Genomic DNA, 21,617 nt, shown 5'->3' with positions numbered 1-21,617 from the left:
GCCACTACGGTGAGCAGCGAGGAGAGTGAGCGAGATGACCCTGCGACCCCTGGACCTGGTGCCCGGCGACGACGACGCCGTGGAGGAGTCCCTGTCCGTGCGCCTGCCCGCCGGCCTGCCGGCGGAGACCCGGCAGGCCCTGGAGTTCGCGGTGCGGGCCGCCGCCGAGGCCGTGATGGCCGGGCGGGTGCGGGTGACCGAGGCCCCGGCCGGGTCGGACACCGCCGAGCTGGCCTTCGAGGTCCGCCAGTCCGAGGTGCCGGACGCGCTCACGGAGCAGTCGCAGGAGCCCGGCCAACAGAGGTCCGATCAGCAGGGGCCCGGCCAGCAGAGCCGGTCCGAGCGCCGGGCCGCCATGGTGGCCCGGATCCGCGCCGCCAACGCGGAGACGCTGGAGAGGCTCAAGGACCTGTGACCGAGTACCTGGACCTGGAGGACGTCACCTACCTGGCCGGCGGCCCGGAGAACATCCGGGACCTCGGCGGCCTGCTCTCGGCGATCGCCCGCCCGCAGGCGAGCCTGTTCGGCGGGGACGCCTACCCGGACCCGTGGACCAAGGCCGCCGCCCTCGGCCAGAGCCTGTCCCGCAACCACCCGCTGATCGACCGGAACAAGCGCACCGCCTTCGAGGCGATGCTGCTGTTCCTGGACTACAACGGCGAGCCGTACACCGACCCGCACCCGGACGACGCGGTGGCCTTCGTGCTCCGGCTGGCCACCGGCGGCTACGACGACGCCGTCGTGCTCGCGGGCAAGGACCTGAAGTCGCTGCTGGGGCGCTGAGCCCAACAGCACCGGCAGTCCAGTGCCACCGGCGGCCCGGCGCGTCCGGCGGGGTGATCCGTCCGGAATCACCCGATTCGCCCTACGCTGCCTGCATGCCTCGCCGAAAACTGCGCGTCAAGGCCGCCGAATCCGCCCGGATCAACACCGAACTGACCGAACTCCGCGCCCGTCTGGAGATCCACACCGAGTGGCCGGAGCCGGTGTTGGCCGAGGCGGAGGAGGCGGCCGAGCGCCCCCGGCTGCCCGAACACGACGCCACCGACCTGCCGCTGTTCACCGTCGACCCGCCCGGCTCGCGCGACCTCGACCAGGCCATGCACCTGCTCCACCGCCCCGGCGGCGGCTACCGGGTGTACTACGCCATCGCGGACGTCGCCGCCTTCGTCCGCCCGGGCGGCGCCATCGACGCCGAGGCCCGCCGCCGGGTCGAGACCCTGTACTTCCCGGACCACCGCGTCCCGCTGCACCCCGCCCGGATCTCCGAGGACGCCGCCAGCCTGCTGCCCGGCGAGCCCCGGCCCGCCCTGCTCTGGCAGCTGGACCTGGACGCCGACGGCGCCGTGGTGCTCGCCGACCTGCGCCGCGCCCTGGTCCGCTCGCACCGCCGCCTCGACTACGCGGCCGTCCAGCGCGCGGTGGACCTCGGCGGCGCCGACGAGCAGCTCGCCCTGCTCGCCACCGTCGGCCGACTGCGCGAGGAGCAGGAGCGCGCGCGGGGCGGGATCAGCCTGCCGGTGCCCGAGCAGGAAGTCGAGGAGACCCTGCACGGCTACGTCCTCGGCTACCGCGCGCCCGGCCCCGCCGACGGTTGGAACGCCCAGATCTCGCTGCTCACCGGCCTGGCCGCGGCCGAGTTGATGCTCGACGCGGGCGTCGGCCTGCTGCGCACCCTGCCCGCCGCGCCCGCCGCCGCGTACGAGCGGCTGCGCCGGATCGCCGCCGCACTGGACGTGGACTGGCCGCAGGCGCTCCGGTACCCGGAGCTGATCCGCTCGCTGGACCCGGACGCGCCACTGGACGCCGCCTTCCTCAACGCGTGCACCGGCCTGCTGCGCGGCGCTGGCTACCACGCCTTCGACGAGTCCCGGGGCCTGCCCGCCCCGGCCGATCCGGGCCACGCCGCGCTCGCCGCGCCGTACGCGCACTGCACCGCGCCGCTGCGCCGGCTCGGCGACCGCTTCGCGCAGGAGGTGTGCGCGGCGGTGGCGGCGGGGGAGGAGGTGCCGGACTGGGCGCGCGAGGCGCTGCCCGCCGTGCCGGGCCTGATGGCGAGCGGGGACCGCCGTGCGGGCGAGGTCGAACGGGCCTGCGTGGACCTGGTGGAGGCGGAGCTGCTGGCCGGCCGGGAGGGCGAGGACTTCACCGCCGTGGTGATCGACGTGGACGAGCGGCGGCCCGCGGCCGGCACCGTGCAGCTGCGCCGGCCCGCCGTCCGGGCCCGCTGCGACGCCGCCCCGGCCGGGGCGGCGCTGCCGCTCGGCGGGCTGATCCGGGTCCGGCTGACGCAGGCCGACCCGGTCACCCGCACCGTCCGCTTCGCCGCCGTCTGACCTCCACGCTCCTACCCGCCCCCCGGCGCCCGCCCGACACCGCCACCCGGACGGTCCGTCACACGGCCCCCGGGGGCCGCCCAGGTGGGAGGATCGGTCCCGTGCCCGAAGCCCAGTCCTCCACCGCCCCGGGGCGCCGCCGCCGGCAGCTCGTCCTGGCGATCTGCTGCCTGAGCCTGTTCATCGTCGGCCTGGACAACACCGTGGTGAACATCGCCCTGCCGGCGATCCAGCGGGACCTGGACGCCCCGGCGTCCGGACTGCAGTGGATCATCGACGCCTACACCCTGGTCCTGGCCTCGCTGTTGATGCTGTTCGGCTCGGTGGCCGACCGCTTCGGCCGCCGCCGGGTCTTCCAGACCGGGCTGCTGTGCTTCGCGCTCGGCTCGCTGCTGTGCAGTCTGGCGCCGAGCCTGGAGTGGCTGGTGGCGTTCCGGGCGCTTCAGGCGGTCGGCGGGTCGATGCTGAACCCGGTGGCGATGTCGATCATCACCAACACCTTCACCGACCCGAAGGAGCGGGCCCGGGCGATCGGCGTCTGGGGCGGTGTGGTCGGCATCTCGATGGCGCTCGGCCCGCTGCTGGGCGGCTTCCTGGTGGAAGGGGCGGGCTGGCCGTCGATCTTCCTGATCAACGTTCCGGTCGCCGTGGTCGCCATACTCCTGACCGCCCGTTACGTTCCGGAGTCCCGCTCGCCCCGGCCGCGCCGGCTGGACCCGGTCGGGCAACTGCTGATGATCGTCCTGCTGGGCTGCGGCACCGCCGCCATCATCGAGGGCCCGGGCAACGGCTGGACGTCCCCGCTGATCCTCGCCCTGGCGGCCGCCGCCGTGGCCGCGCTGATCGCCTTCCCGCTCTGGGAGCGGCGGGTGGCCGAGCCGCTGGTGGACCCGCGGTTCTTCGCCAGCGCGCCGTTCACCGGCGCCACCGTCACCGCGGTCTGCGCCTTCTCGGCGCTGGGCGGCTTCCTCTTCCTCAACACGCTCTACCTGCAGAACGTCCGGCACTACGACCCGTTCGAGGCGGGCCTGTGGACGCTGCCGATGGCCGCGCTGATGCTGGTCTGCGCGCCGCTGTCCGGCCGGATCGTCGGCAGCCGGGGCCCGCGCGGCCCGCTGGTCGCGGCCGGGCTGGGCCTGGCCGCGAGCGGGCTGCTGTTGACCAGGCTGGCGGCCGACTCCCCGGCGGCGCTGCTGCTGGCCGCGTACGCGCTGTTCGGCTTCGGCTTCGGCATGGTCAACGCGCCGATCACCAACGCGGCCGTCTCCGGCATGCCGCGCGCCCAGGCGGGGGTGGCCGCGGCGGTCGCCTCGACGAGCCGCCAGGTCGGCCAGTCGCTGGGGGTGGCGGTGATCGGCACGGTCGTCACCTCGGCCGTGGTCGGCCCGGTGGCGACGGGCTTCGCCCCGGCCAGCCACGCCGGCTGGTGGATCCTGGTGGGACTGGGCGGCGCGATCCTCCTCCTCGGCCTGGCCACCACCACCCCGTGGGCGACCGCGACCGCCGTCCGGGTGGCCGCCCGCCTCGGCGGCGAGCCGCCCGCGGTCCGCTCCGGTGTACGGGAGGCCCCACCCGAGCGGCTACGATGACCACTACGGCGGAAGAGCCGGCCGGGCGGTCGCGACGGGTCCCTGACCCGCCGAGGAACGTCCGGGCTCCACAGAGCAGGGTGGTGGGTAACGCCCACCCGGGGTGACCCGCGGGACAGTGCCACAGAAAACAGACCGCCCACCGCTTCGGCGGCGGGTAAGGGTGAAACGGTGGTGTAAGAGACCACCAGCGACCGGGGTGACCCGGCCGGCTCGGTAAACCCCACCTGGAGCAAGGTCAAGATCGGTGCCCTCGGGCACCGTGCGCGGATGCCTGAGGGCTGCTCGCCCGAGTCCGCGGGTAGACCGCACGAGGCTGTCGGCAACGGCAGCCCTAGATGGATGGCCGCCTCCCCGGGCCGCGCGAGCACCCCGGGAGACAGAACCCGGCGTACAGGCCGACTCTTCCGCCGCCCAGCTTGGCCGAGGCCCCCTGACCTGCGCAACAGCAGGTCAGGGGGCCTTCGTCGTCGGGGCCCCCCGGGCCGCGCGAGCACTCCGGGAGACAGAGCCCGGCGTACAGGCCGGCTCTTGCGCCGCCGCTGTCCGCCGCTGTCCGCCGCTGCCCGCCGCTGCCCGCCGCTGCGCGGTGGCGGCGTCAGGTGGATCGGCCGGCCAGTTCCTCCAGGGCCCGGACGGCGCGGTCGGCGTCGTCGGCGGTGACGAACAGGTGGTCGTGGTGGAAGCCGGCCACCACGTTGCAGCTGATCCCCTCCTCGGCGAGGCGCCCGGCGACGGCGGCGGTGAGACCGACGGCCTCCAGCGCGGAGTGGATCTGCAGGGTGATCCAGGCCGCCACGTACTCGTAGCGCAGCCCGAGCGCGTCGGCCTCCTCCTGGGCGACGACGACCGTGACGCCTTCGGGTTCGGCGACGGTCACCACCGGCCGCATGCCGGCGGGCACCTTGGCGGGCAGCGTGCAGTAGACGTACCGCCCCGGGTTGAGCAGCGGGCGCATCCCGTGCAGCAGCTTCGCGAGGTCTCGTTCACCGGCCATGCCCGTCACCGTAGCGGCTGGGCGGCGGGTGGGGGGCCGGTGCGCCGTCCGTGTCGGTGTCCTGTGACACCGAAGATGGATCACTTGCCAGCGAAGTTGGACCGACGCTAGTTTGCGACAGCGAAGTTGGACCAATAGGGCTGTCGTCAGGCGGGGACGCGGTGGGAGAGCCAGCCCATGCGCTGGATCAGGATGCGCTAACGGGCTTTGAGCTGGACTTCTGCGTTGACGGGGTCCGTCAGCGTGGGCCGCTGCGGACGAATTGGGACGTGCGGTTCGAGACGGTGGAGCCGGTCCGTGAGTTCAGTTGGCACAAGTTCGCCCGGGGTTTCGCGGGCTGGTACTACTCGGCGACGGTGGGAGATCACGTCGGCTACGCCTGGGTCGGACGGCCCGATCCGGTGTTCATGGCGAACGTCCGCTGGCTGAACCGATACCGGCGGGCCCGCTGCGGCAGGCCGGCGGACGTGGCCGACCGGCTGCTGGAGGTCTTCCGTGAGCCGAAGGGTCTGTGGGAAGGCGCCGGGCTGGTCGGAGACCGGTTGCAGGTGCTGCCGGTGCTGTTCCACCTGTTGTGGTCCGGGGCCTTGGGAACCGACCTGGCCGGCGTCCTGATGGCGGCCGACAGCCTGGTCTGGACGGAGGGAAGCGGATGAGCGCGTTGAAGCGACCACCGGCGTTGGCGGTCGGCCACAGGGTTCGGTTCGAGGGCCAGGTCAGGGGGGTTCTGGAGGTCACGGCCCAGGCCGTCGTGGTGGAGGACGCGGAGACCGGGCACAGGGTGGTCGCGTTGATCAACCTGTTCGAGGCGGCAGACTTCGAGGTCCTGTTCCAGCCCGAGCGGATGCCGCTGCCCGCGGTCGGGCTGCTGGAGGCGTTCCCGCCCGAGACGGTGAAGCAGGCACTGTGGTGGGAGGCGCACATCCTGGAGGTCCTGCACGGGATCGCGCCGGACGCGGGGCCGGGCGCCCAGCCGCGGCCAGGCTACGGGCCGGGTTCCTCGGTGACCTCGCGACAGCGCGTGAAGGCGGCCGAGCTGGCCGCCGCGGGCCACGACGTCGCGCCCCAGACGATCGCGAACCGGCGCCGCCGTTACCAGGCCGAGGGTCTGGTCGGCCTGGCCGACCGCCGTCCGGTCCGCAAGCGGGCGGAGTTCGGCTCGGTGGCCGAGCCGGTCGTCGAGGCGATGCGCAAGGCGATCAAGGAGGGCGTCGACACCTCGACCCGCAACGGGGCCTACCTGATCTGGCGGACCGGGGAGATCCTGCGGGAGTCGGAAGGCGGGGCGGTCGAGCTGCCGGCCCGCCGGACGCTCTACCGGCTGCTGGCGAAGCTGACGAAGGGCACCCACGCGATGAGCTCGGCGGTCACACGCCGATCGAAGGCTCATGGAGCAAGCGCGCCGTTCGGCCAGTGGACGGTGTCGGCTCCGGGAGAGGTCATGCAGATCGACTCCACGCCGCTGGACGTGATGGTCCGCCTCGACAACGGGGTGGTGGGCAAGGTCGAGCTGACGGGCATGATCGACGTCGCGTCGCGGACGCTGTCGGCGGCGGTGCTGCGGCCGACGACGAAGTCGGTGGACGCGAGCGTGCTGCTGGCCCGCACCGTCACCCCCGAGCTGATGCGGCCTGGCTGGGTCGACGCGCTGAAGATGTCCCGGTCGGTGCTGCCGCACCGCCGCCTGCTGTCCTTGGACGAGCGGCTGGAGCACGCGGCCGCGAAGCCGGTCATCGTCCCGGAGATGATCGTCTGCGACCACGGCAAGGTTTTCGTCTCCCGCAACTTCCGGGCCTCCTGCCGGTTCCTGGAGATCGACTTCCAGCCCACCCACAAGGGATCGCCCTTCCAGAAGGGCCACATCGAGAAGATGCTGGGCTCGGTCGCCACGATGTTCGCCCAGTTCCTGCCGGGCCACACCGGCCGCAACACCGATCAGCGCGGCCGGCACCCCGAGCAGGAGAACCTGTGGTCGCTGCCCGAACTTCAGGAACTGCTGGACGAGTGGATCGTCGCGCACTGGCAGAACCGACCGCACGAGGGCCTGCGCGATCCCGACCACCCGGGGCGGCTGTTCACGCCGAACCAGAAGTACGCCGCCCTGGTCGAGTCCTGCGGTTACGTTCCGGTCGCGCTCAGCGGGCAGGACTACGTCGAGCTGCTACCTGCGGCCTGGCGGGCCGTCAACTCCTACGGCGTCCGAATCAACAACCGCACCTACGACAGCCCCGAGCTGGGCCCGATGCGCCTGCGCGACTCCGGCGTCACCGCCAAGCGCGGGCTCTGGGAAGCCCACCGCGACCCCTACGACGCCTCCCGGGTCTGGGTCCGCGACCACCGCGGGGACAGCGGCTGGGTCCAGGCAAACTGGAAGTACTTGAACCGGGCACCGGTCCCCTTCGGTGACCTGGCCTGGGACCACGTCAGCCACCAACTGCCCAAGGCCACCGAGGAGGAACTCGCCCAGGCCGTCGCCGACCTGCTGACCCGCGCCCACGCCGGCCCCGACCGGCTCGCCGCGAGCAAGAAGGACCGGAGGCCGGGGTCGGCCAAGGCCGAGTGGCGAGTTGCTGCCCGGACGAAGGCCGCCCCGCTCACCATCCCGTCCCCAGTACCGGAAGTGCCGCGGCAGCCCGAAACCGAAGCGCCCGAGGACGACGGCGATCTCGCCGAGGTGATCCCGCTGGGACTGTTCAACCCGCTCGAAGACCCCTGGAGACGCTCGTGACCGCGCTGCCCATCGACGATCCAGACGAGGACTTCGGACGGCAGCTGACCACCCTGCCGGGCTGGCGCGCATTCGTCGAAGCGTCTCTTAACGAACCCATGGTCGCGCTGACGAAGGCCGAGTACGACGCGCTGGGCACGGCAGACCGGGACACTTACGACGACGACCGGCTCGACCACCATGCCCGGCTCCAGGTGGTCGCCTATCCGTCAGCTGCCCTTCCAAGTCCGCCCGCGAAGCGGCGAGGGCGGCCGCTCCTTCATCACCAGACTGGCCGAGGCGAACCATCTGAAGCCCGGCTACCTGCGCAAATTCTTGGCAGAGCCCCCGCATTACAGAGGGATGCCGTCCTGGGAGCGCATCGCTGCTGCCACCGGGCGCGACCCGGTTCAGCTCCGGCAGATCCTGGAGACGACACAATGCCAAGAGTGCGGGGCACCGATGACCCCAACTTCCAGCTTCGGTGTCAGGGCCAGGACCTGCTCGACGAACTGCCGACAGCGCAGCCGCGTCACCAACTCGCATTACCGGCGGACGGCTCCCTGCCGCGTCTGCGGCAAGCCCATGGACTATCGGGTCGGGCAGCGACGATACCTGTGCTCCAGCGATTGCCGACGCTTCGCGTTCGAGTGCCGTCGCCGCGGTCAGCCGCTGCCGCGTCGACACGAGAATGAGGCGGACGGAGAAGACCCACTGGCGGAGACCTGCCCCGGCTGCGGCGAATATCTGCCGCAGCCCAGAAAGCGGCGAGCCTGCTCAAGGCGCTGCACCCGCAGAACCCGCCGCTGGATTCGAACCCCGATGCCCCCGCCGACCTCCTGCATCCATTGCGGCGGCCTGGCGTTCGCCCTCCCGGACGGCCGCCCTCGGACCCTGTGCTCGGAAGCGTGCCTCACCAAGCACATCGACCAATGCCGCAACGACCCGAAGAAATGTCCAGCCTGCGGGGTGTTGATGGCGAGTCTTCCACCTCGCAGCAACATGGGGCCGGCCCGCAAATGGTGCTCGTCCACATGCTGCCACCAAGGCTTCCGCTGGAGAGCAGAGCTCCGCGAACGATCACAACTCCCACCTCGGCCCCTGTCCCTCGAAGAACTCTTGAAGACTGGCCGCAGCGAGGTCGAACTGATCGAACCAGGAGGCGGTGGTCGACCTCCAGACCCGCCCGGAGCCCGCCAGCGCGAACAGATGCCCGCCCCCGTCGCTGGCGAATACCAGGGCGGGTTCTTCTCCGTCGATTTGGATGGTCCCGTACTCGCGGAAGTGGTCTGCGACCAGCGAGGCCGGGTGGACGAAGTAGCCGTTCTCCACATCGGGCAAGGAGACTTCGTCGATCACCCAGTACATCGTGGTCAGGTCCGAGGGAATCGGCGTCAGCTCCACGAGTATGTCGGTGGCCCGATGGCTCGCGTCCGAAGCATGCAAGACCACGTTGCTTCCCGGGTCGAAGCCAAACCGCGCCTGGAATGACTCCATCAGCTTCGCGAGTGCCGTACTCGCCTGCGCACACCAACCGCGAAGCCACTCGGCATCAAGCCGTTCGTCAGCCACGGTCACCCCTTCTCTTCCTTCGTCGATGGCGCGGATTGGGCTAGAAGGGCGGCTGCCAGTCATGCCAGTTCGGCGCGTAGCCAGGCGCGGGCCAGTGCTCGGAATGGCCTGGGTAGCTCCACTGGCGGCCCACCCATTCGCATTCCGGTATCTGCCCTTCCCAGTCGTCTACACAGCGGTCGGCCCAGTCCCGACCAACCAGCACCGGACGGGTAACAACGCCGTCGGCGGTCTCCTGTACTCGCACAACCAGACCCAGCTCATTGACTCCAGGATTTCCGCGCGGCCCATAGGACACATCGAGCGTTCCAGACCGAGAGGCGTCCACGAGGACCTGCTCAAGTTCAGCCGGGATGCAGGCAGTCAACTCCAGTCCGTCGAGCGTCACCTGCGGCCCCCAGGCCGCATCGACCGCCACGCAGAACAGCCTGCCGGCGTCGTCAAAGTAGGTGTACACGCAGGGGGCTTCAGGGCCAATGCCGAACTGCGCGCCCAGAATATGCGGATAGTGAGGGTCGGCCTGGAATCGACGCAGCTCGACCATGCCCGGCAGCAGCGCAGCGACGTCGTTGATGCCTGTCCCGAAGTGCAGCGGCCCGATGCTTTCTAGTGGTACCAGCGCCCAGACCGGCCGCGTTGGTCCATCCACAGCTTGCCGAAGCTCTGCTGCCGCCATCTCACACCTCTGCTCGTACGCGCTTCCCCAAGTTGAGAGGCTCAGCATCGCTTGCCCTAGCAGCGATCTCAAGATCGTTCACGCGAACCCGGTCAGAGACAAGTTCAGGGACTGCCATCAAGGTCGACTGGGTCAAGTGACCATGCCAACCGCACTCCCGTCACAAGATCGGTCCAACTTCGCTGTCCCAAACCGCATAGTGATCCGTCTTGGGTGGCACGAACAGCCATCGGTCCAACTTCAGTGGCATGTCGTCCACCTTCGCTGTCACAGGTCAGTCGGATCGTGTCGGGATCCGTTGACGAGCGACAGTCGCCGATATATCGTCGAACTATCGAGACAGTAACTCGACTGGCTCGGTGAACGAGGAGGTGAGCGCCATGCGCTCAGGAAACCGAGGAAATCCGGGAATGCGATTCCGTGGTGAGGGTCCGCGCGGCGGTCCGCGCCGCGGGCCGGGGCCGGACTTCGAAGGGCGGGAGTTCGAGGGCCGGGAGGCCTTCGGCGGCTTCGGCCCGCCGCCGTTCGGCGGCGGTGGGCCCGGGCGGCCGATGGGCGGTCCGTTCGGGCACGGCTTCGGTGGGCACGGCGGGCGCCGCGGCGGTCCGCACGGGCGGCGCGGCGGCCGGGCGCGGCGCGGGGACGTCAGGGCCTCGCTGCTGGCGCTGCTCAAGGAGCGGCCGATGCACGGCTACGAGATGATCGCGGAGATCTCCGAGCGGACGGGTGGGGCCTGGCGGCCCAGCCCGGGCTCGATCTACCCCAACCTCCAACTGCTGGAGGAGGAGGGCCTGATCACCGCGGAGGAGGTCGGCGGCAAGCGGCTTGTCTCGCTCACCGAGGCGGGCCGGGCCGAGGCCGAGGCGGGGCCCGCCGAGCCGTGGGCGGAGGCCGGTCGGGAGGTCGACTGGGAGGCCGTCCAGGAGGTCGGCCAGGCGCTGGCCGCGGTCGACCAGGCGATCCGTCAGGTGATGGCGACGGGCACCGAGGCGCAGCGCGCGAAGGGCCTGGCGGTGCTCACCGAAGCGCGCAAGAAGCTGTACCTGATCCTCGCCGAGGATGACTGACCGGCGCGGGGGGTCGTGCGACACCGGTACGGCGGGCGGTACGGCGGGCGGTACGGCGGGCGGTGCGGCTGCTCAGGGGTGGACCGTGAACAGGGCCACGCAGGCGAGCAGCAGCACCGCCCAGCCGAACCAGAGCCAGCCGTTCGGGCCGATCACCACGGTGTAGACGCACACCGCCACCAGCAGTGCCCCGGTGACGCCGGCGATCTGCCGGTTGTGGTGCGCGACCGTCTGGGAGCGGCTCCGGGGGTGCCGTACCGTTCTCGCCATGCCGTCCTCCCGGGGAGGCTGGGGGCGGCGGCCGGTGCGGCGCGGCCGTCAGCCGGACGCGCGGGCGGTGGCCGCCTCGTCGAACTCGTAGCGCCAGTGCCAGCTGATGCCCCGCACCTGCTTGGACCGGACGTACACCAGTGTGCGCGCGGGGGAGTCGCCGTGCGCGGGGACCGGCACCTTGTAGGTCTTCGGCACGCCGAACATCGGCCCCAGTGGGATGGGGAGGATGCGGCCGTCCAGGGGGCCGCCGACGAATTCGGTGTCCGCGCTCTTCACCCCACCAGGGTCTCACCTCCGCACGGGTGACCGAGCGGGCTCCCCCTTGCGGGCGGTGTGTCGGGCGGGTGCGGGGAGTGTGACCGGAGAGGCACCGCCCCCGGTCATCCGGAGGCCCCGCGCACCCTTATCCTTCCTGTTACGCCCTCGGGGTTCACCCGGGTCAGCGGGCCCCGTACGGGCCGGGCGGGGCGCGGATCCGCGCGCCCTCCGGCCGACTTGGCGCGGACAGCGTGCTGCCGCGACTGCGTACCGTGACCCGGGCGTCGGCTCTCCGGTGACCCCGGTTCCCGGTCGGCAGGGCGTGGACAGCAGGGCCGAGCACCACCCCGGGAAGCAGCGGGGGGCGCTGTGCGTTGCGTCGGAGTGGTACGTCGAACGCTGTGCCGCACCAGGCACGGCAGCGCGCGGAAGGGGCCCGATGGAAGCCGGCGGCAGGTGGACGACCTGGTGGCAGAAGCGTGATCGTCAGCGGGCGGGTGACGTGGACAGCCCCGCCGCCAGACTGGATCAGCTGCTCGGCGCGGTGCGCGCCGGATTCCCGCTCGCGCCGGCCGCGCATCCGGCCGGCTACCGCTGTTCCTGCGACCGGGTGGCCTGTCCGGCCCCCGCCCAGCACCCGGTCTCCTTCGCCTGGCAGACCCAGGCCACCACCGATCCCGAGCAGCTCGCCCGCTGGCTCGCCCGCGACCCGCAGACCAACTTCATCACCGCCACCGGGCGCGCCCACGACGTGCTGGACGTCCCGGCCGAGGCCGGCCGGCTGGCCCTGGAACGGCTGACCGAGCGGGGCGTCGAGGGCCCGGTCGCCGCCGTCGGCGAGGACCGCTACCTGTTCTTCACCGCCACCCGGGGCACCCCGCAGGACGAGGACGAGTGGTGGCCGAGCGCCCTCGACTCCACCCCGGACACCATGTCCGAGCACCCCGGCCTGCGCTGGCACTGCCGCGGCTCGTACACCCTGCTGCCGCCGGCCGCGCTGCCGGACGGCTCGCAGGTGCGGTGGCTGCGCGGGCCCGAGCAGCCGCTGCCGGACCCGCTGCGCGTCCTGGACGTGCTCACCGACGCCTGCACCGAGGTGGGCGCGGTCGCCGAGGAGCAGTGGCTCATCGGCTGAACCGGCGCCCCCTCCGGCTGCGGACGGTCACGGCAGGGTGAGGATCTCCGCGCCGTCCGCCGTGACGACCAGGGTGTGCTCGAACTGGGCGGTCCGCTTGCGGTCCTTGGTGACGACCGTCCAGCCGTCCGCCCAGATCTCGTAGTCGTAGGTGCCCAGGGTGAGCATCGGCTCGATGGTGAAGGTCATCCCCGGCTTGATCACCTCGGTGGCCCGCTCGCTGTCGTAGTGCGGGATGATCAGGCCGGAGTGGAACGACGTGTTGATGCCGTGCCCGGTGAAGTCCCGCACCACGCCGTAGCCGAAGCGCTTGGCGTAGGACTCGATGACCCGCCCGATCACGTTGATCTGACGGCCGGGCTTGACCGCCTTGATCGCCCGGTTGAGGGATTCGCGGGTCCGCTCGACCAGCAGCCGGGACTCCTCGTCCACGTCGCCCACCAGGTAGGTGGCGTTGAGGTCGCCGTGCACCCCGTGGATGTACGCGGTGGCGTCGATGTTGACGATGTCGCCGTCCTGCAGCACGGTCGAGTCCGGGATGCCGTGGCAGATCACCTCGTTGATCGAGGTGCAGACCGACTTGGGGAAGCCGCGGTAGCCGAGGTCGGACGGGTAGGCGCCGTGGTCGCACATGTAGGTGTGGGCGACGGCGTCCAGCGCGTCGGTGGTGACGCCGGGGGCGATCAGCTTGGCGGCCTCCGCCATCGCCTGGGCGGCGATCCGGCTCGCGATCCGCATCTTGTCGATCGTCTCGGCGGTCTGCACCTCGGGCCCGGTGTACGGCGTCGGGGCGGGGCGCCCGACGTACTCGGGGCGCGCGATGTGCGCCGGGACCTTGCGGGTGGGGGACTGGATGCCGGGTACGAGAGCCATGGCCGCGAGTCTATCGGCCGGTCCCCGTCCGACCGGGCGGTGTGCGCGGCGGCCCGGGCCGGGGAATGATCGGTACGACCCCATCGCGTTGACGGGAGGGCACCATGCCCCTGGGATTCCACCGCAAGCCGACCGGCAAGCCCGGCGAGTGGTTCTACTGCATCAAGCACGGCAAGGTCGAGGAGGGGCCGGAGTGCCCCGCCAAGGACCGCCTCGGCCCGTACGACAGCCCGGAGGAGGCCGCGCACGCCCTGCAACTCGCCGACGAGCGCAACCGGGAGTGGCGGCAGGGCGACGAGCGCTGGAACGACGGGCCGAAGGGCGGCGACGGCGAGTAGCGGCCTCTACGGCGCCCGGCCGCCGCTAAGCCCGGCCGCCGCTAAGCCCGTCAGCCGTCAGCCGACCGCCGACCGCCGTCAGTCCGTCGCCGCGGCGGCCTCCTGCTCGCGCTCGCGTTCCGCGCGTTCGTGCCCGGCGCGGACGGCGGCGGTGTGCGGGTCGGTGCGGTCGTCGTAGGCGAGCAGCTTGGGCAGCGCGGCGGCCACCGCGAGGACGGCGGCGACGCAGATCAGGCCGCCGCTCCAGACGGCGGCGCGGACGCCGACCAGCCCGGCCATGGTGCCGGCCCTGACCTGGCCGAGCTGGGGGCCGACGGAGTAGCTGAGCAGTTCGACGCCGGCCATCCGGCCGCGCACCTCGTCCGGGATGGACTGGTTCCACATGGTCGAACGGGCCAGCCCGCTGATCTCGTCGGCGCCGCCGGCCAGCGCCAGGCCGAGCAGCACCAGCCAGATGCTCCCGGACAGGCCCGCCAGGGCCATGGCCGCGCCCCAGCCGACGGCGGCGACCACCAGCAGCCGGCCGTGCCGGTGGATCCGGGACGTCCAGCCGCTGGTCGCCCCGACCAGCAGGGCGCCGACCGCGGAGGCCGCGTACATCGGGCCCAGCGCCCAGTCCGCGCCCAACTCGGAGGCCAGGAAGGGGAAGACGGCCACCGGGAAGGCGAACAGCATCGCGCAGACGTCGATCGCGTAGGTGCCGAGCAGGTCCTTGCGGCTCCACGCGTACCGGACGCCGGTGAGCACCGCCCGCACCGACGGCCGCTCGGCGCCGGTGGCCGGCGGCACCGCCCGGATCCGGACGAGCAGCAGCAGCGAGACGGCGAAGGTGAGCACGTCCAGCGCGTACGCGGTCTCCACCCCGGAGAATGCCACCACGACGCCGGCCAGCGCCGGCCCGGCCACCGAAGCCGCGTTGTGGTACAGGGAGTTGAGGGCGAACGCGGCGGTCAGGTGCTGGTGCGGGACGATCCGCGGGGTGAGCGAGTCCAGCGCCGGGCGCTGCAACCCGTCGCAGGCCGCGACCAGCGCGGCGACCAGGTAGATCGGCCAGAGCAGCGGGGACGGCAGCAGCGCGTTCAGCAGCAGCAGCCCGGCGAGCAGGCCCAGCCCGGTCTCGGCGCGCAGCACCAGCTTCCGGCGGTCCAGGGCGTCGGCGAGGGCGCCGCCCCACAGGCCGAAGACGATCAGTGGGACGAGCTCGAAGGCGCCGATCAGGCCGACCGCGAAGGAGGAGCCGGTCAGTTCCTTGATCTGCATCGGCACGGCGACGTAGGTCAGGAAGCTGCCGAAGCTGGTGACGCAGCCGGAGAGCCAGAGGAAGCGGAAGTCGCGGGAGGCGTGCCAGGGCGAGAGGTCGGGTGCCAGCGAGCGCAGCAGCGGGCGCAACCGTCGGGAGGTGCCGGGGGGATGCGGGGGTTCGTCGTCCTTCACGAGCCAGCATCCTCCGACGTGGGCGCCCGGGTTCGCAAAGGGTTTTTCCGACCGACACACGGTCGTCGGCCCGACACCTCACCGTCAGGGCCGGGTCGGGCCGGGCCGGGGCTACCAGCGGCTGATCGCGGGCGGTGCGGTCAGCCGGCCGGCGAGTTCGGCGAGCCGGTCCAGCGCGGTGCGGCGGGCCGGGGGCTGCCCGGCGGCGGTGCTGACCAGGTGCTGGGCGAGGTCGAAGGGCTCCTCGTCGGCGGTGCCGACGAGGAGCCGCTCGTGCGCGAGCCCGCCGAGGTCGCCCGGCTCGGCGGGGGCGGCGCCGTCCAGCGCGAGCACGGTCGCGCCGTGCCGACGGGCGTCCTGCACCCGTTCCAGCAGCGGCGCGCCGGCCGCCACCGGCGCCACCACCAGGACGGTGGCGCCGCGCCCGGCCCCGGAAAGCCGGCGCAGGCCGTGCGCCAGGTGCGCCGGGGCGCCGGCCGGCGGAGCGTGCCGCAGCAGGGTCGGCGCCAGCCGGGGGACGGCCGACCAGGCGGCCTCGTCCTCCAGATGGGCGGCCAGGTGCCAGGGCTCGTACGCCTCGGTGCCGACCAGCAGCAGTTCGCCGGCCCCGCGCCGCGACACCGAGCGCCGCAGCGACCCGGCGAAGCCGCCGACCGCCTCCAGCCAGCCGGTGCCCGCCAGGTGCTGCCGGAGTGCCGAAACTCTCACCGCGTCCATGCGGCCCAGAATGTCGCGCCCGGCCGGGGGTTTGACAGGATCGGCCCATGACTTCCCTCGATTCAGCGACAAACCCGGCCCACGAACTGCCGGACGTCTCACAGCTGGTGATCGGTGTCCTCGGCGGCACCGGCGACCAGGGGCGCGGCCTGGCCCTGCGACTGGCCAAGGCCGGCCAGCAGGTGATCATCGGCTCGCGCGACGCGGCCCGGGCCGAGGCCTCCGCCGCCGAGCTGGGCCGCGGCGTGCGTGGCGCCGACAACGCCACCGCCGCCCGGGAGAGTGACGTGGTGATCGTCGCGGTGCCCTGGGACGGGCATGCCGCGACCCTGACCGCGCTGCGCGAGGAACTCGCCGGCAAGATCGTGGTCGACTGCGTCAACCCGCTCGGCTTCGACAAGCAGGGCGCCTACGCGCTGAAGCCGGAGGAGGGCAGCGCCGCCCAGCAGGCCGCCGCGCTGCTGCCGGACTCCCGGGTCACCGCCGCCTTCCACCACCTCTCGGCGGTGCTGCTGCAGGACGAGTCGGTGGAGCAGATCGACACCGACGTCATGGTGCTCGGCGAGGAGCGGGCCGCCACCGACATCGTGCAGGCGCTGGCCGGCCGGATCCCCGGCATGCGGGGGATCTTCGCTGGCCGGCTGCGCAACGCGCACCAGGTGGAGTCGCTGGTGGCCAACCTGATCTCGGTCAACCGCCGCTACAAGGCCCACGCGGGCCTGCGGGTGACGGACGTCTGAGATCGGCCCTTCTGAGACCGGACCGTTCGGGACCGGACCGTTCGAGACCGGACCGTCGGGACCGGACCGTTCGAGACCGGTCTCGCTGAGGCCGATCGAGCCGTGTCGGCCTCACCCCTGGACCAGCTCCGGGGGTGAGGTCGGCGACAATGGGTGCGGCCGCAACCCGGCCGACCGCACCCGGCCTTAGGAGCCTCCCGCCATGCCCCGCACGTCCCTCTTCGCCCTGATCGTCGTCGTCCTCGCGCTGGCGGCCGCCGTGGTCTCGCTGACCCAGGGCTTCTGGCTGGGCCTGATCTGGCTCCCGATGGCCGGTGTGGCGAGCAACGTGCTCTGGATGAACCGCCGCCGCGCGAAGATCGCCGAGGCCACGGCCGCGGCTGCGGCCGAGCAGGGTTAGTCCCGGGCCGGTCCTTCCGGACCGGCTAGTTCTTCCAGAAGCTGAACAGGTACCGGCCGAGCGTCGCGTAGTCCTGGTCCACGCCGAACAGGTTCATCAGGTCGTGGATGATCCCGAAGAAGAACGAGTTCACCGAGGGCTGCCACAGCAGCGCGAACACGGCCAGCAGCCCGTACGGCGCGAACGGCTCGACCGCGCGCCGGGTCTTGTACGACAGCCAGGGCTCGACGATCCCGTAGCCGTCCAGCCCGGGCACCGGCAGCAGGTTCAGCAGGGCCGCGCTGAGCTGGAGCAGGCCGAGGAAGCCGAGCGCGGCCGCGAACGGCGAGACGTTCAGCTCGTAGCCGTTCCAGACCGCGTGCACCTTCGGGTCGTCCAGCCAGCCGGCGCCGATCGGGACCAGCAGCAGGGCCGCGCACACCACGTTCACCAGCGGGCCGGCCGCCGAGATCAGGCTGTGCTTGAGCCGGCCCCGGATCCGGTCCCGCTCGATCCAGACCGAGCCGCCGGGCAGGCCGATGCCGCCCATGATCACGAAGATGATCGGCAGCACGAAGCTGAGCAGCACGTTGGTGTACTTCAGCGGGTTGAGCGTGAGGTAGCCCTTGGCGCCGACGCTGATGTCGCCGCCGTGCAGCGCGGTGCGCGCGTGGGCGTACTCGTGCAGGCACAGCGAGACCATCCAGCCCGCCACCACGAACAGGAACACCCCGAACGAAGCGTTCCCGTAGCCGGCGTACACCGCCCAGCCGGAGGTGGCGAGGACGGCGAGGAGCACCCAGAACACCGGGCTGATCCGGCGGTCCTCGCTGCGTGAGCGCTGCGTGGCGGCGAAGGTCATGGTGTGGGTGCTCCGGGTGTCCGAGGAAGGGCGGGCAGGGGCTCGATCATGCCGGGTGGGCCGGTGACCGGACAAGCCGTCCCGGGTGAACGTCCGAGGGCCCCGTCCGGGTTCCGCCGCCGGTGAGGGGCCCGCCCACAATTGTGCGCCCCGATCGCCGCCCATCGACCAGAATGGTCCGGTGTACTACGGCATCCTCGGGACCACGACGGCCCACCACGACGACGGCACCCCGGTGCCGCTAGGCGGCGCCCGGCTACGGGCGCTGCTCACCGCGCTGGCCCTGCGGCAGGGCCGCCCGGTGCCCGCCGACCTGCTGGTGGACGAGGTGTGGGAGGCCGAGCCGCCCCAGGACTCCTCCGCCGCGCTCCAGACCCTGGTCGGCCGGCTGCGCCGCACCATCGGCCGGGACGAGGTCGGCTCCGGCCCGGCCGGGTACTGGCTGACCGACCCGGCCACCGACCTCGCCGAGTTCCAGCGGCTCGGCGCCGAAGGCCGCCGGGCCCTCGACGCCGGGGACCACGCGCTCGCCGCCGAGCGGCTGCGCGCCGCCCTGGCGCTGTGGCGCGGCCCCGCCCTGGCCGACCTGCCGGACCGCAGCGGCCCGGCCGCCCGGCTGGAGACCCGGCGCGAGGAGGACCGCCGCCACCGGATCACCGCCGAACTCGGGCTCGGCCGGGCCGCCGAACTGGTCGCCGAACTCACCGAGCTCTGCGAACGGCAGCCGCTGGACGAGCCGTTGCAGCAGCTGATGATCCGGGCGCTGCACGAGAGCGGCCGCACCGCCGAGGCGCTGCGCCACTACGAGCGGACCAGGCGTGCCCTCGCCGAGGAACTCGGCGTCGACCCGGGGCGCCAACTCCAGTCCCTGTACGCCGAGCTGCTGGCCCCGGCCGAGGTCGAACCGGCCCCCGTCGCGGCGCCGCCTGCGCCCTCGCCCTCGCTTGGGTCCTCGCCCTCGCCCTCGCCTGCGCCCTCGCCCGCGCCTGCGCCTGCGCCGGAGTCCATACCGGCCCCGTCGGCCGTCGGCCGGGCCGGGGCGCCCCAACCCCCGCGCGGCGGCGGAAACCTGCGCGGCCGGCTGACCAGCTTCGTCGGCCGCGAGGCCGATCTCGCCGCGCTGCGCGGGATGTTGACGGAACGCCGGCTGGTCACCCTGATCGGCCCCGGCGGCTCCGGCAAGACCAGGCTCTCGATCGAGGCCGGCCGCGCCGAGCAGTCCGCCGGGCACTGGCCGGACGGCGTCTGGGTGGCCGAACTCGCCCCGCTGGAGAGCCCGGACGCGGTGCCCGCCGCCGTGGTCTCCGCACTCGGCCTGCGCGAGATCGTGCTGCACAGCGGCGGCATGGTCGCCGAGGTGATCGAGAAGCGCGCCGAGGACCCGGTGCGCCGACTGGTCGAGCACTGCGGCCACCGCCGGATGCTGCTCGTCCTGGACAACTGCGAGCACCTGATCCAGGCCGCCGCCGACCTCGCCGACGTCCTGCTCGCCGAGTGCCCCGAGCTGACCGTGCTCGCCACCAGCCGGGAGCCGCTCGGCGTGCCCGGCGAGACCGTGCTGCCGGTCGAGCCCCTGCCCGACCCGGTGGCGCTGCGCCTGCTCACCGAGCGCGCCACCGCCGCCCGTCCCGGTTTCGACCCGGACAGCGACCCGGAGGCCTGCGCCGAGATCTGCCGCCGCCTGGACGGCCTGCCGCTGGCCATCGAACTCGCCGCCGCCCGGCTGCGGGTGATGACGGCGCGCCAGATCGCCGACCGCCTGGACGGCCGGTTCGCGCTGCTCACCGCGGGCAGCCGCACCCTGCTGCCGCGCCAGCAGACCCTGCGCGCGGTGGTCGACTGGAGCTGGGACCTGCTGGGCAAGCGCGAACGGGCGGTGCTGCGCCGGCTCTCGGTGTTCGCCGGCGGCTGGCAGCTGGAGGACGCCGAGGTGATCTGCGCCGACGGCGTCGAGGTGGTCGACGGGGAGGTCGCCGACCTGCTGCTGTCGCTGGTCGACAAGTCCCTGCTGGTGGCCGACCTGGACGACGGCAGCCTGCCGCGCTACCGGATGCTGGAGACCATCCACGAGTACGCGACCGAGCGCCTCGCCGAGTCCGAGGAGGAGCGCGACGCGACCGGGGCCCGGCACCTGGCGCACTTCCGTGCCGTCGTCGCCGCCGCCTTCCTGAACATCCACGGCCCCCGGCAGCTGCACTGGCTGACGGTGCTGGAGCGCGGTCTGGACAACATCCGGGCCGCGCTGCGGCGCGCCATCGACCTCGGGGACGAGGAGCAGTCGCTGGTCCTCACCCTCGGCATGAGCTGGTACTGGTCGGTGCGCGGCTACAGCATGGAGGCCCGCGGCTGGTACGACGCCGTGGCGGCGCTCGGGCCGGATCCGTTCGGTCCGGAGCCGCCCGTACCGCTGGAGCGGGACGTGCTCGCGTACGGCCTGCCGATGCCCGAAGGGGTCGTCGAGGAGGCCCGCCGGCTGCTCGCGATGTACCGGCTGATGGGCATGTTCGAGGGGAACCTGGACGTGCTCGGCAACCCGGTGGCGATCGGCGTCGCGGAGCAGCTGCTGAACGCCTACACCCCGGAGCTGCCGCAGGCCTACCGGTTCCCGGCCCTGATGCGGGTGTTCGGGGCGTTCCTGGCCGGCCGTCTGGACCTGATGAAGAGCCTGCTGGACGACTCCGTCCGCGGGTGCGAGGAGCACGGCGGGCCGAACGACCTCGCATTCATCCTGCAGCTCCGGGCCAAGATGCTGAACGACTGGCCGGGCGGGGCCGACCAGGGGATCCTGGACGGCGTGCGCTCCCTGGAGCTGTACGAGCAGGCCGGCAACCTCTGGGGGATCTCCCAGGCCCTGTCGGCCCAGGGCGAGTCGCTGGCCAACCGGGGCGATCCGGAGGCGGCCGCCGCCGCGTACGGGCGGGCGATCGAGCTGGCCGAGGAGGTGGGGGCACCGCAGGAGGTGCCGATGCTGCGGGTGAACCTCGGCTCCGCCCTGCTGGAGCAGGACATGGAGCAGGGCGAGCGGATCATCCGGGAGACGCTGGCCGAGCTGGACTCCTCGGGCGCGGACCACGCCTCCACCGGCGCGCTGCTGTTCGGCGGCCTCACGCTCTGCGGCATCCACATGCTGCGCGGAGAGAGCGAGCAGGCGCTGGCGGAGCTGGACCGGATGGAGGCGGCCAGCATCGGCAGCTTCGCCCCGGGGCTCGTGAGCGGGATGCTGGGCACCAGCCGGGGCTGGGTCACCGCCCGGGCGGGCCGCCCGGCCGAGGGGCTCGCGATGCTGCGCGAGGGGTGGCGGCTGCTCCGCGGGAAGGACCGTACGACCGGCTTCGGGGAGCAGATGACGGTCATGGTGGTGCCGGCGGTGGTGGGGGTGCTGCGCGCCTTCGCCGAGCGCGACGGCGACCTGGAGCGGGCCCGGCAGGCCACCGTCCTGCACGGTGCGCACCACGTGCTGAACGGCCCGAAGGGCGGCTACCTGGACCGCGTCGAGCGCGGCCGGGCGGCGACCTCGCTGCGGGCCCTGCTGGGCGACGCCGCGTTCGAGGCCGCCCACACCGTCGGCGAGGGCATGACCCCGGAACAGGTCCGGGACCTGATACACGAGTGGATCGGCTGACCGACGCCGTCCCTGGTCGTCGGTCAGCCGATCCGTCGGCCG

21 protein-coding genes and 1 other RNA gene are annotated in these 21,617 nt (G+C 72.7%); 13 read left to right on the top strand and 9 right to left on the bottom strand.

The features are described from left to right. Positions 1-34 precede the first annotated feature (34 nt). From ACIPLC_RS03730 to rnpB, 5 genes are all read left to right on the top strand, one after another. Positions 35-415: a hypothetical protein gene (locus ACIPLC_RS03730; protein ID WP_363580841.1), complete on the top strand. Its 381-nt coding sequence runs from the start codon at positions 35-37 to the stop codon at positions 413-415. Then, positions 412-783: a type II toxin-antitoxin system death-on-curing family toxin gene (locus ACIPLC_RS03725; protein WP_400470762.1), complete on the top strand. Its 372-nt coding sequence runs from the start codon at positions 412-414 to the stop codon at positions 781-783. Before ACIPLC_RS03730 ends, ACIPLC_RS03725 begins: the two co-directional genes overlap by 4 nt. Positions 784-878: 95 nt before the next feature. After that, the gene (locus tag ACIPLC_RS03720; protein ID WP_400470760.1) at positions 879-2,336 is read left to right on the top strand and encodes an RNB domain-containing ribonuclease; all 1,458 of its coding nucleotides are present in this window, start codon (positions 879-881) and stop codon (positions 2,334-2,336) included. A 101-nt stretch (positions 2,337-2,437) separates the two neighbouring features. Further along, entirely contained in the window at positions 2,438-3,925 is a 1,488-nt protein-coding gene (locus ACIPLC_RS03715) for an MFS transporter (RefSeq protein WP_400470758.1), read from the top strand. Positions 3,926-3,938: 13 nt separating this feature from the next. Beyond that, positions 3,939-4,335, top strand: an RNA gene (gene rnpB, locus ACIPLC_RS03710) — RNase P RNA component class A. Positions 4,336-4,523: 188 nt separating this feature from the next. On the opposite strand, the gene ACIPLC_RS03705 is transcribed toward rnpB, so the two are convergent. Then, positions 4,524-4,922, bottom strand: coding sequence for an ACT domain-containing protein (locus tag ACIPLC_RS03705; protein WP_400470756.1), 399 nt, complete (start codon positions 4,920-4,922; stop codon positions 4,524-4,526). Between the two features lie 161 nt (positions 4,923-5,083). Between ACIPLC_RS03705 and ACIPLC_RS03700 the strand changes: the two genes are divergently transcribed. Further along, entirely contained in the window at positions 5,084-5,578 is a 495-nt protein-coding gene (locus ACIPLC_RS03700) for a hypothetical protein (RefSeq protein WP_400470754.1), read from the top strand. Continuing rightward, positions 5,575-7,650, top strand: coding sequence for a Mu transposase C-terminal domain-containing protein (locus tag ACIPLC_RS03695; protein WP_400470752.1), 2,076 nt, complete (start codon positions 5,575-5,577; stop codon positions 7,648-7,650). Before ACIPLC_RS03700 ends, ACIPLC_RS03695 begins: the two co-directional genes overlap by 4 nt. A gap of 1,059 nt (positions 7,651-8,709) precedes the next feature. Here ACIPLC_RS03695 and ACIPLC_RS03690 read toward each other — a convergent pair. Both ACIPLC_RS03690 and ACIPLC_RS03685 read right to left on the bottom strand, forming a co-directional pair. After that, entirely contained in the window at positions 8,710-9,207 is a 498-nt protein-coding gene (locus ACIPLC_RS03690) for a hypothetical protein (protein ID WP_400470750.1), read from the bottom strand. Positions 9,208-9,241: 34 nt separating this feature from the next. Continuing rightward, positions 9,242-9,877 carry a hypothetical protein gene (locus ACIPLC_RS03685; protein ID WP_400470748.1) on the bottom strand — a complete coding sequence of 212 codons (636 nt, stop codon included), beginning with the start codon at positions 9,875-9,877 and terminating at the stop codon, positions 9,242-9,244. 410 nt (positions 9,878-10,287) lie between these two features. Between ACIPLC_RS03685 and ACIPLC_RS03680 the strand changes: the two genes are divergently transcribed. Further along, positions 10,288-10,944, top strand: a complete 657-nt coding sequence (locus tag ACIPLC_RS03680; RefSeq protein WP_400470746.1) for a PadR family transcriptional regulator — start codon at positions 10,288-10,290, stop codon at positions 10,942-10,944. A gap of 72 nt (positions 10,945-11,016) precedes the next feature. Here the strand turns inward: ACIPLC_RS03680 and ACIPLC_RS03675 are convergent, their stop codons facing one another. Together ACIPLC_RS03675 and ACIPLC_RS03670 are read right to left on the bottom strand one after the other, a co-directional pair. Then, entirely contained in the window at positions 11,017-11,214 is a 198-nt protein-coding gene (locus ACIPLC_RS03675; protein WP_400470744.1) for a hypothetical protein, read from the bottom strand. A 48-nt stretch (positions 11,215-11,262) separates the two neighbouring features. Then, the gene (locus ACIPLC_RS03670) at positions 11,263-11,493 is read right to left on the bottom strand and encodes a hypothetical protein (RefSeq protein WP_063347363.1); all 231 of its coding nucleotides are present in this window, start codon (positions 11,491-11,493) and stop codon (positions 11,263-11,265) included. Between the two features lie 421 nt (positions 11,494-11,914). Between ACIPLC_RS03670 and ACIPLC_RS03665 the strand changes: the two genes are divergently transcribed. Beyond that, positions 11,915-12,610, top strand: coding sequence for a bifunctional DNA primase/polymerase (locus tag ACIPLC_RS03665; protein WP_400470742.1), 696 nt, complete (start codon positions 11,915-11,917; stop codon positions 12,608-12,610). 27 nt (positions 12,611-12,637) lie between these two features. Here ACIPLC_RS03665 and map read toward each other — a convergent pair whose 3' ends face one another. Next, positions 12,638-13,483, bottom strand: a complete 846-nt coding sequence (map, locus tag ACIPLC_RS03660; RefSeq protein ID WP_400470740.1) for a type I methionyl aminopeptidase — start codon at positions 13,481-13,483, stop codon at positions 12,638-12,640. A gap of 104 nt (positions 13,484-13,587) precedes the next feature. Here map and ACIPLC_RS03655 point away from each other — a divergent pair, with 104 nt between their 5' ends. Next, positions 13,588-13,821, top strand: a complete 234-nt coding sequence (locus tag ACIPLC_RS03655; RefSeq protein WP_400470738.1) for a hypothetical protein — start codon at positions 13,588-13,590, stop codon at positions 13,819-13,821. 78 nt (positions 13,822-13,899) lie between these two features. Here the strand turns inward: ACIPLC_RS03655 and ACIPLC_RS03650 are convergent, their stop codons facing one another. Together ACIPLC_RS03650 and ACIPLC_RS03645 are read right to left on the bottom strand one after the other, a co-directional pair. After that, positions 13,900-15,255, bottom strand: a complete 1,356-nt coding sequence (locus tag ACIPLC_RS03650; RefSeq protein WP_400470736.1) for an MFS transporter — start codon at positions 15,253-15,255, stop codon at positions 13,900-13,902. Between the two features lie 111 nt (positions 15,256-15,366). Next, the gene (locus ACIPLC_RS03645; RefSeq protein ID WP_400470734.1) at positions 15,367-15,972 is read right to left on the bottom strand and encodes a hypothetical protein; all 606 of its coding nucleotides are present in this window, start codon (positions 15,970-15,972) and stop codon (positions 15,367-15,369) included. Between the two features lie 47 nt (positions 15,973-16,019). Between ACIPLC_RS03645 and npdG the strand changes: the two genes are divergently transcribed. Further along, positions 16,020-16,712 carry an NADPH-dependent F420 reductase gene (gene npdG / locus ACIPLC_RS03640; protein WP_400470732.1) on the top strand — a complete coding sequence of 231 codons (693 nt, stop codon included), beginning with the start codon at positions 16,020-16,022 and terminating at the stop codon, positions 16,710-16,712. 202 nt (positions 16,713-16,914) lie between these two features. Next, complete coding sequence (locus ACIPLC_RS03635; RefSeq protein ID WP_063347357.1) at positions 16,915-17,112, top strand: hypothetical protein; 198 nt, start codon at positions 16,915-16,917, stop codon at positions 17,110-17,112. A 25-nt stretch (positions 17,113-17,137) separates the two neighbouring features. Here ACIPLC_RS03635 and ACIPLC_RS03630 read toward each other — a convergent pair whose 3' ends face one another. Beyond that, a complete protein-coding gene (locus tag ACIPLC_RS03630) occupies positions 17,138-17,953 on the bottom strand; it encodes a site-2 protease family protein (RefSeq protein ID WP_400470730.1) in 816 nt (271 codons plus the stop codon). A gap of 181 nt (positions 17,954-18,134) precedes the next feature. Between ACIPLC_RS03630 and ACIPLC_RS03625 the strand changes: the two genes are divergently transcribed. After that, the gene (locus tag ACIPLC_RS03625; protein ID WP_400470729.1) at positions 18,135-21,575 is read left to right on the top strand and encodes an AfsR/SARP family transcriptional regulator; all 3,441 of its coding nucleotides are present in this window, start codon (positions 18,135-18,137) and stop codon (positions 21,573-21,575) included. Positions 21,576-21,617 lie beyond the last annotated feature (42 nt).

It is taken from the genome of Kitasatospora sp. NPDC086801 (assembly GCF_044745805.1).
Classification (GTDB): domain Bacteria; phylum Actinomycetota; class Actinomycetes; order Streptomycetales; family Streptomycetaceae; genus Kitasatospora.
Note: the sequence above shows the minus strand (reverse complement) of the source record. Positions and strands in the feature narration are given on the sequence as shown.

Coding starts and splice junctions, on each gene's coding strand:
- ACIPLC_RS03665 (WP_400470742.1), top strand. CDS start 11,915: ATGGAAGCCGGCGGCAGGTGGACGACCTGGTGGCAGAAGCGTGATCGT.
- ACIPLC_RS03630 (WP_400470730.1), bottom strand. CDS start 17,953: ATGACCTTCGCCGCCACGCAGCGCTCACGCAGCGAGGACCGCCGGATC.
- ACIPLC_RS03645 (WP_400470734.1), bottom strand. CDS start 15,972: ATGGACGCGGTGAGAGTTTCGGCACTCCGGCAGCACCTGGCGGGCACC.
- ACIPLC_RS03635 (WP_063347357.1), top strand. CDS start 16,915: ATGCCCCGCACGTCCCTCTTCGCCCTGATCGTCGTCGTCCTCGCGCTG.
- ACIPLC_RS03695 (WP_400470752.1), top strand. CDS start 5,575: ATGAGCGCGTTGAAGCGACCACCGGCGTTGGCGGTCGGCCACAGGGTT.
- npdG (WP_400470732.1), top strand. CDS start 16,020: ATGACTTCCCTCGATTCAGCGACAAACCCGGCCCACGAACTGCCGGAC.
- ACIPLC_RS03685 (WP_400470748.1), bottom strand. CDS start 9,877: ATGGCGGCAGCAGAGCTTCGGCAAGCTGTGGATGGACCAACGCGGCCG.
- ACIPLC_RS03705 (WP_400470756.1), bottom strand. CDS start 4,922: ATGGCCGGTGAACGAGACCTCGCGAAGCTGCTGCACGGGATGCGCCCG.
- ACIPLC_RS03720 (WP_400470760.1), top strand. CDS start 879: ATGCCTCGCCGAAAACTGCGCGTCAAGGCCGCCGAATCCGCCCGGATC.
- ACIPLC_RS03730 (WP_363580841.1), top strand. CDS start 35: ATGACCCTGCGACCCCTGGACCTGGTGCCCGGCGACGACGACGCCGTG.
- ACIPLC_RS03655 (WP_400470738.1), top strand. CDS start 13,588: ATGCCCCTGGGATTCCACCGCAAGCCGACCGGCAAGCCCGGCGAGTGG.
- ACIPLC_RS03680 (WP_400470746.1), top strand. CDS start 10,288: ATGCGATTCCGTGGTGAGGGTCCGCGCGGCGGTCCGCGCCGCGGGCCG.
- ACIPLC_RS03675 (WP_400470744.1), bottom strand. CDS start 11,214: ATGGCGAGAACGGTACGGCACCCCCGGAGCCGCTCCCAGACGGTCGCG.
- map (WP_400470740.1), bottom strand. CDS start 13,483: ATGGCTCTCGTACCCGGCATCCAGTCCCCCACCCGCAAGGTCCCGGCG.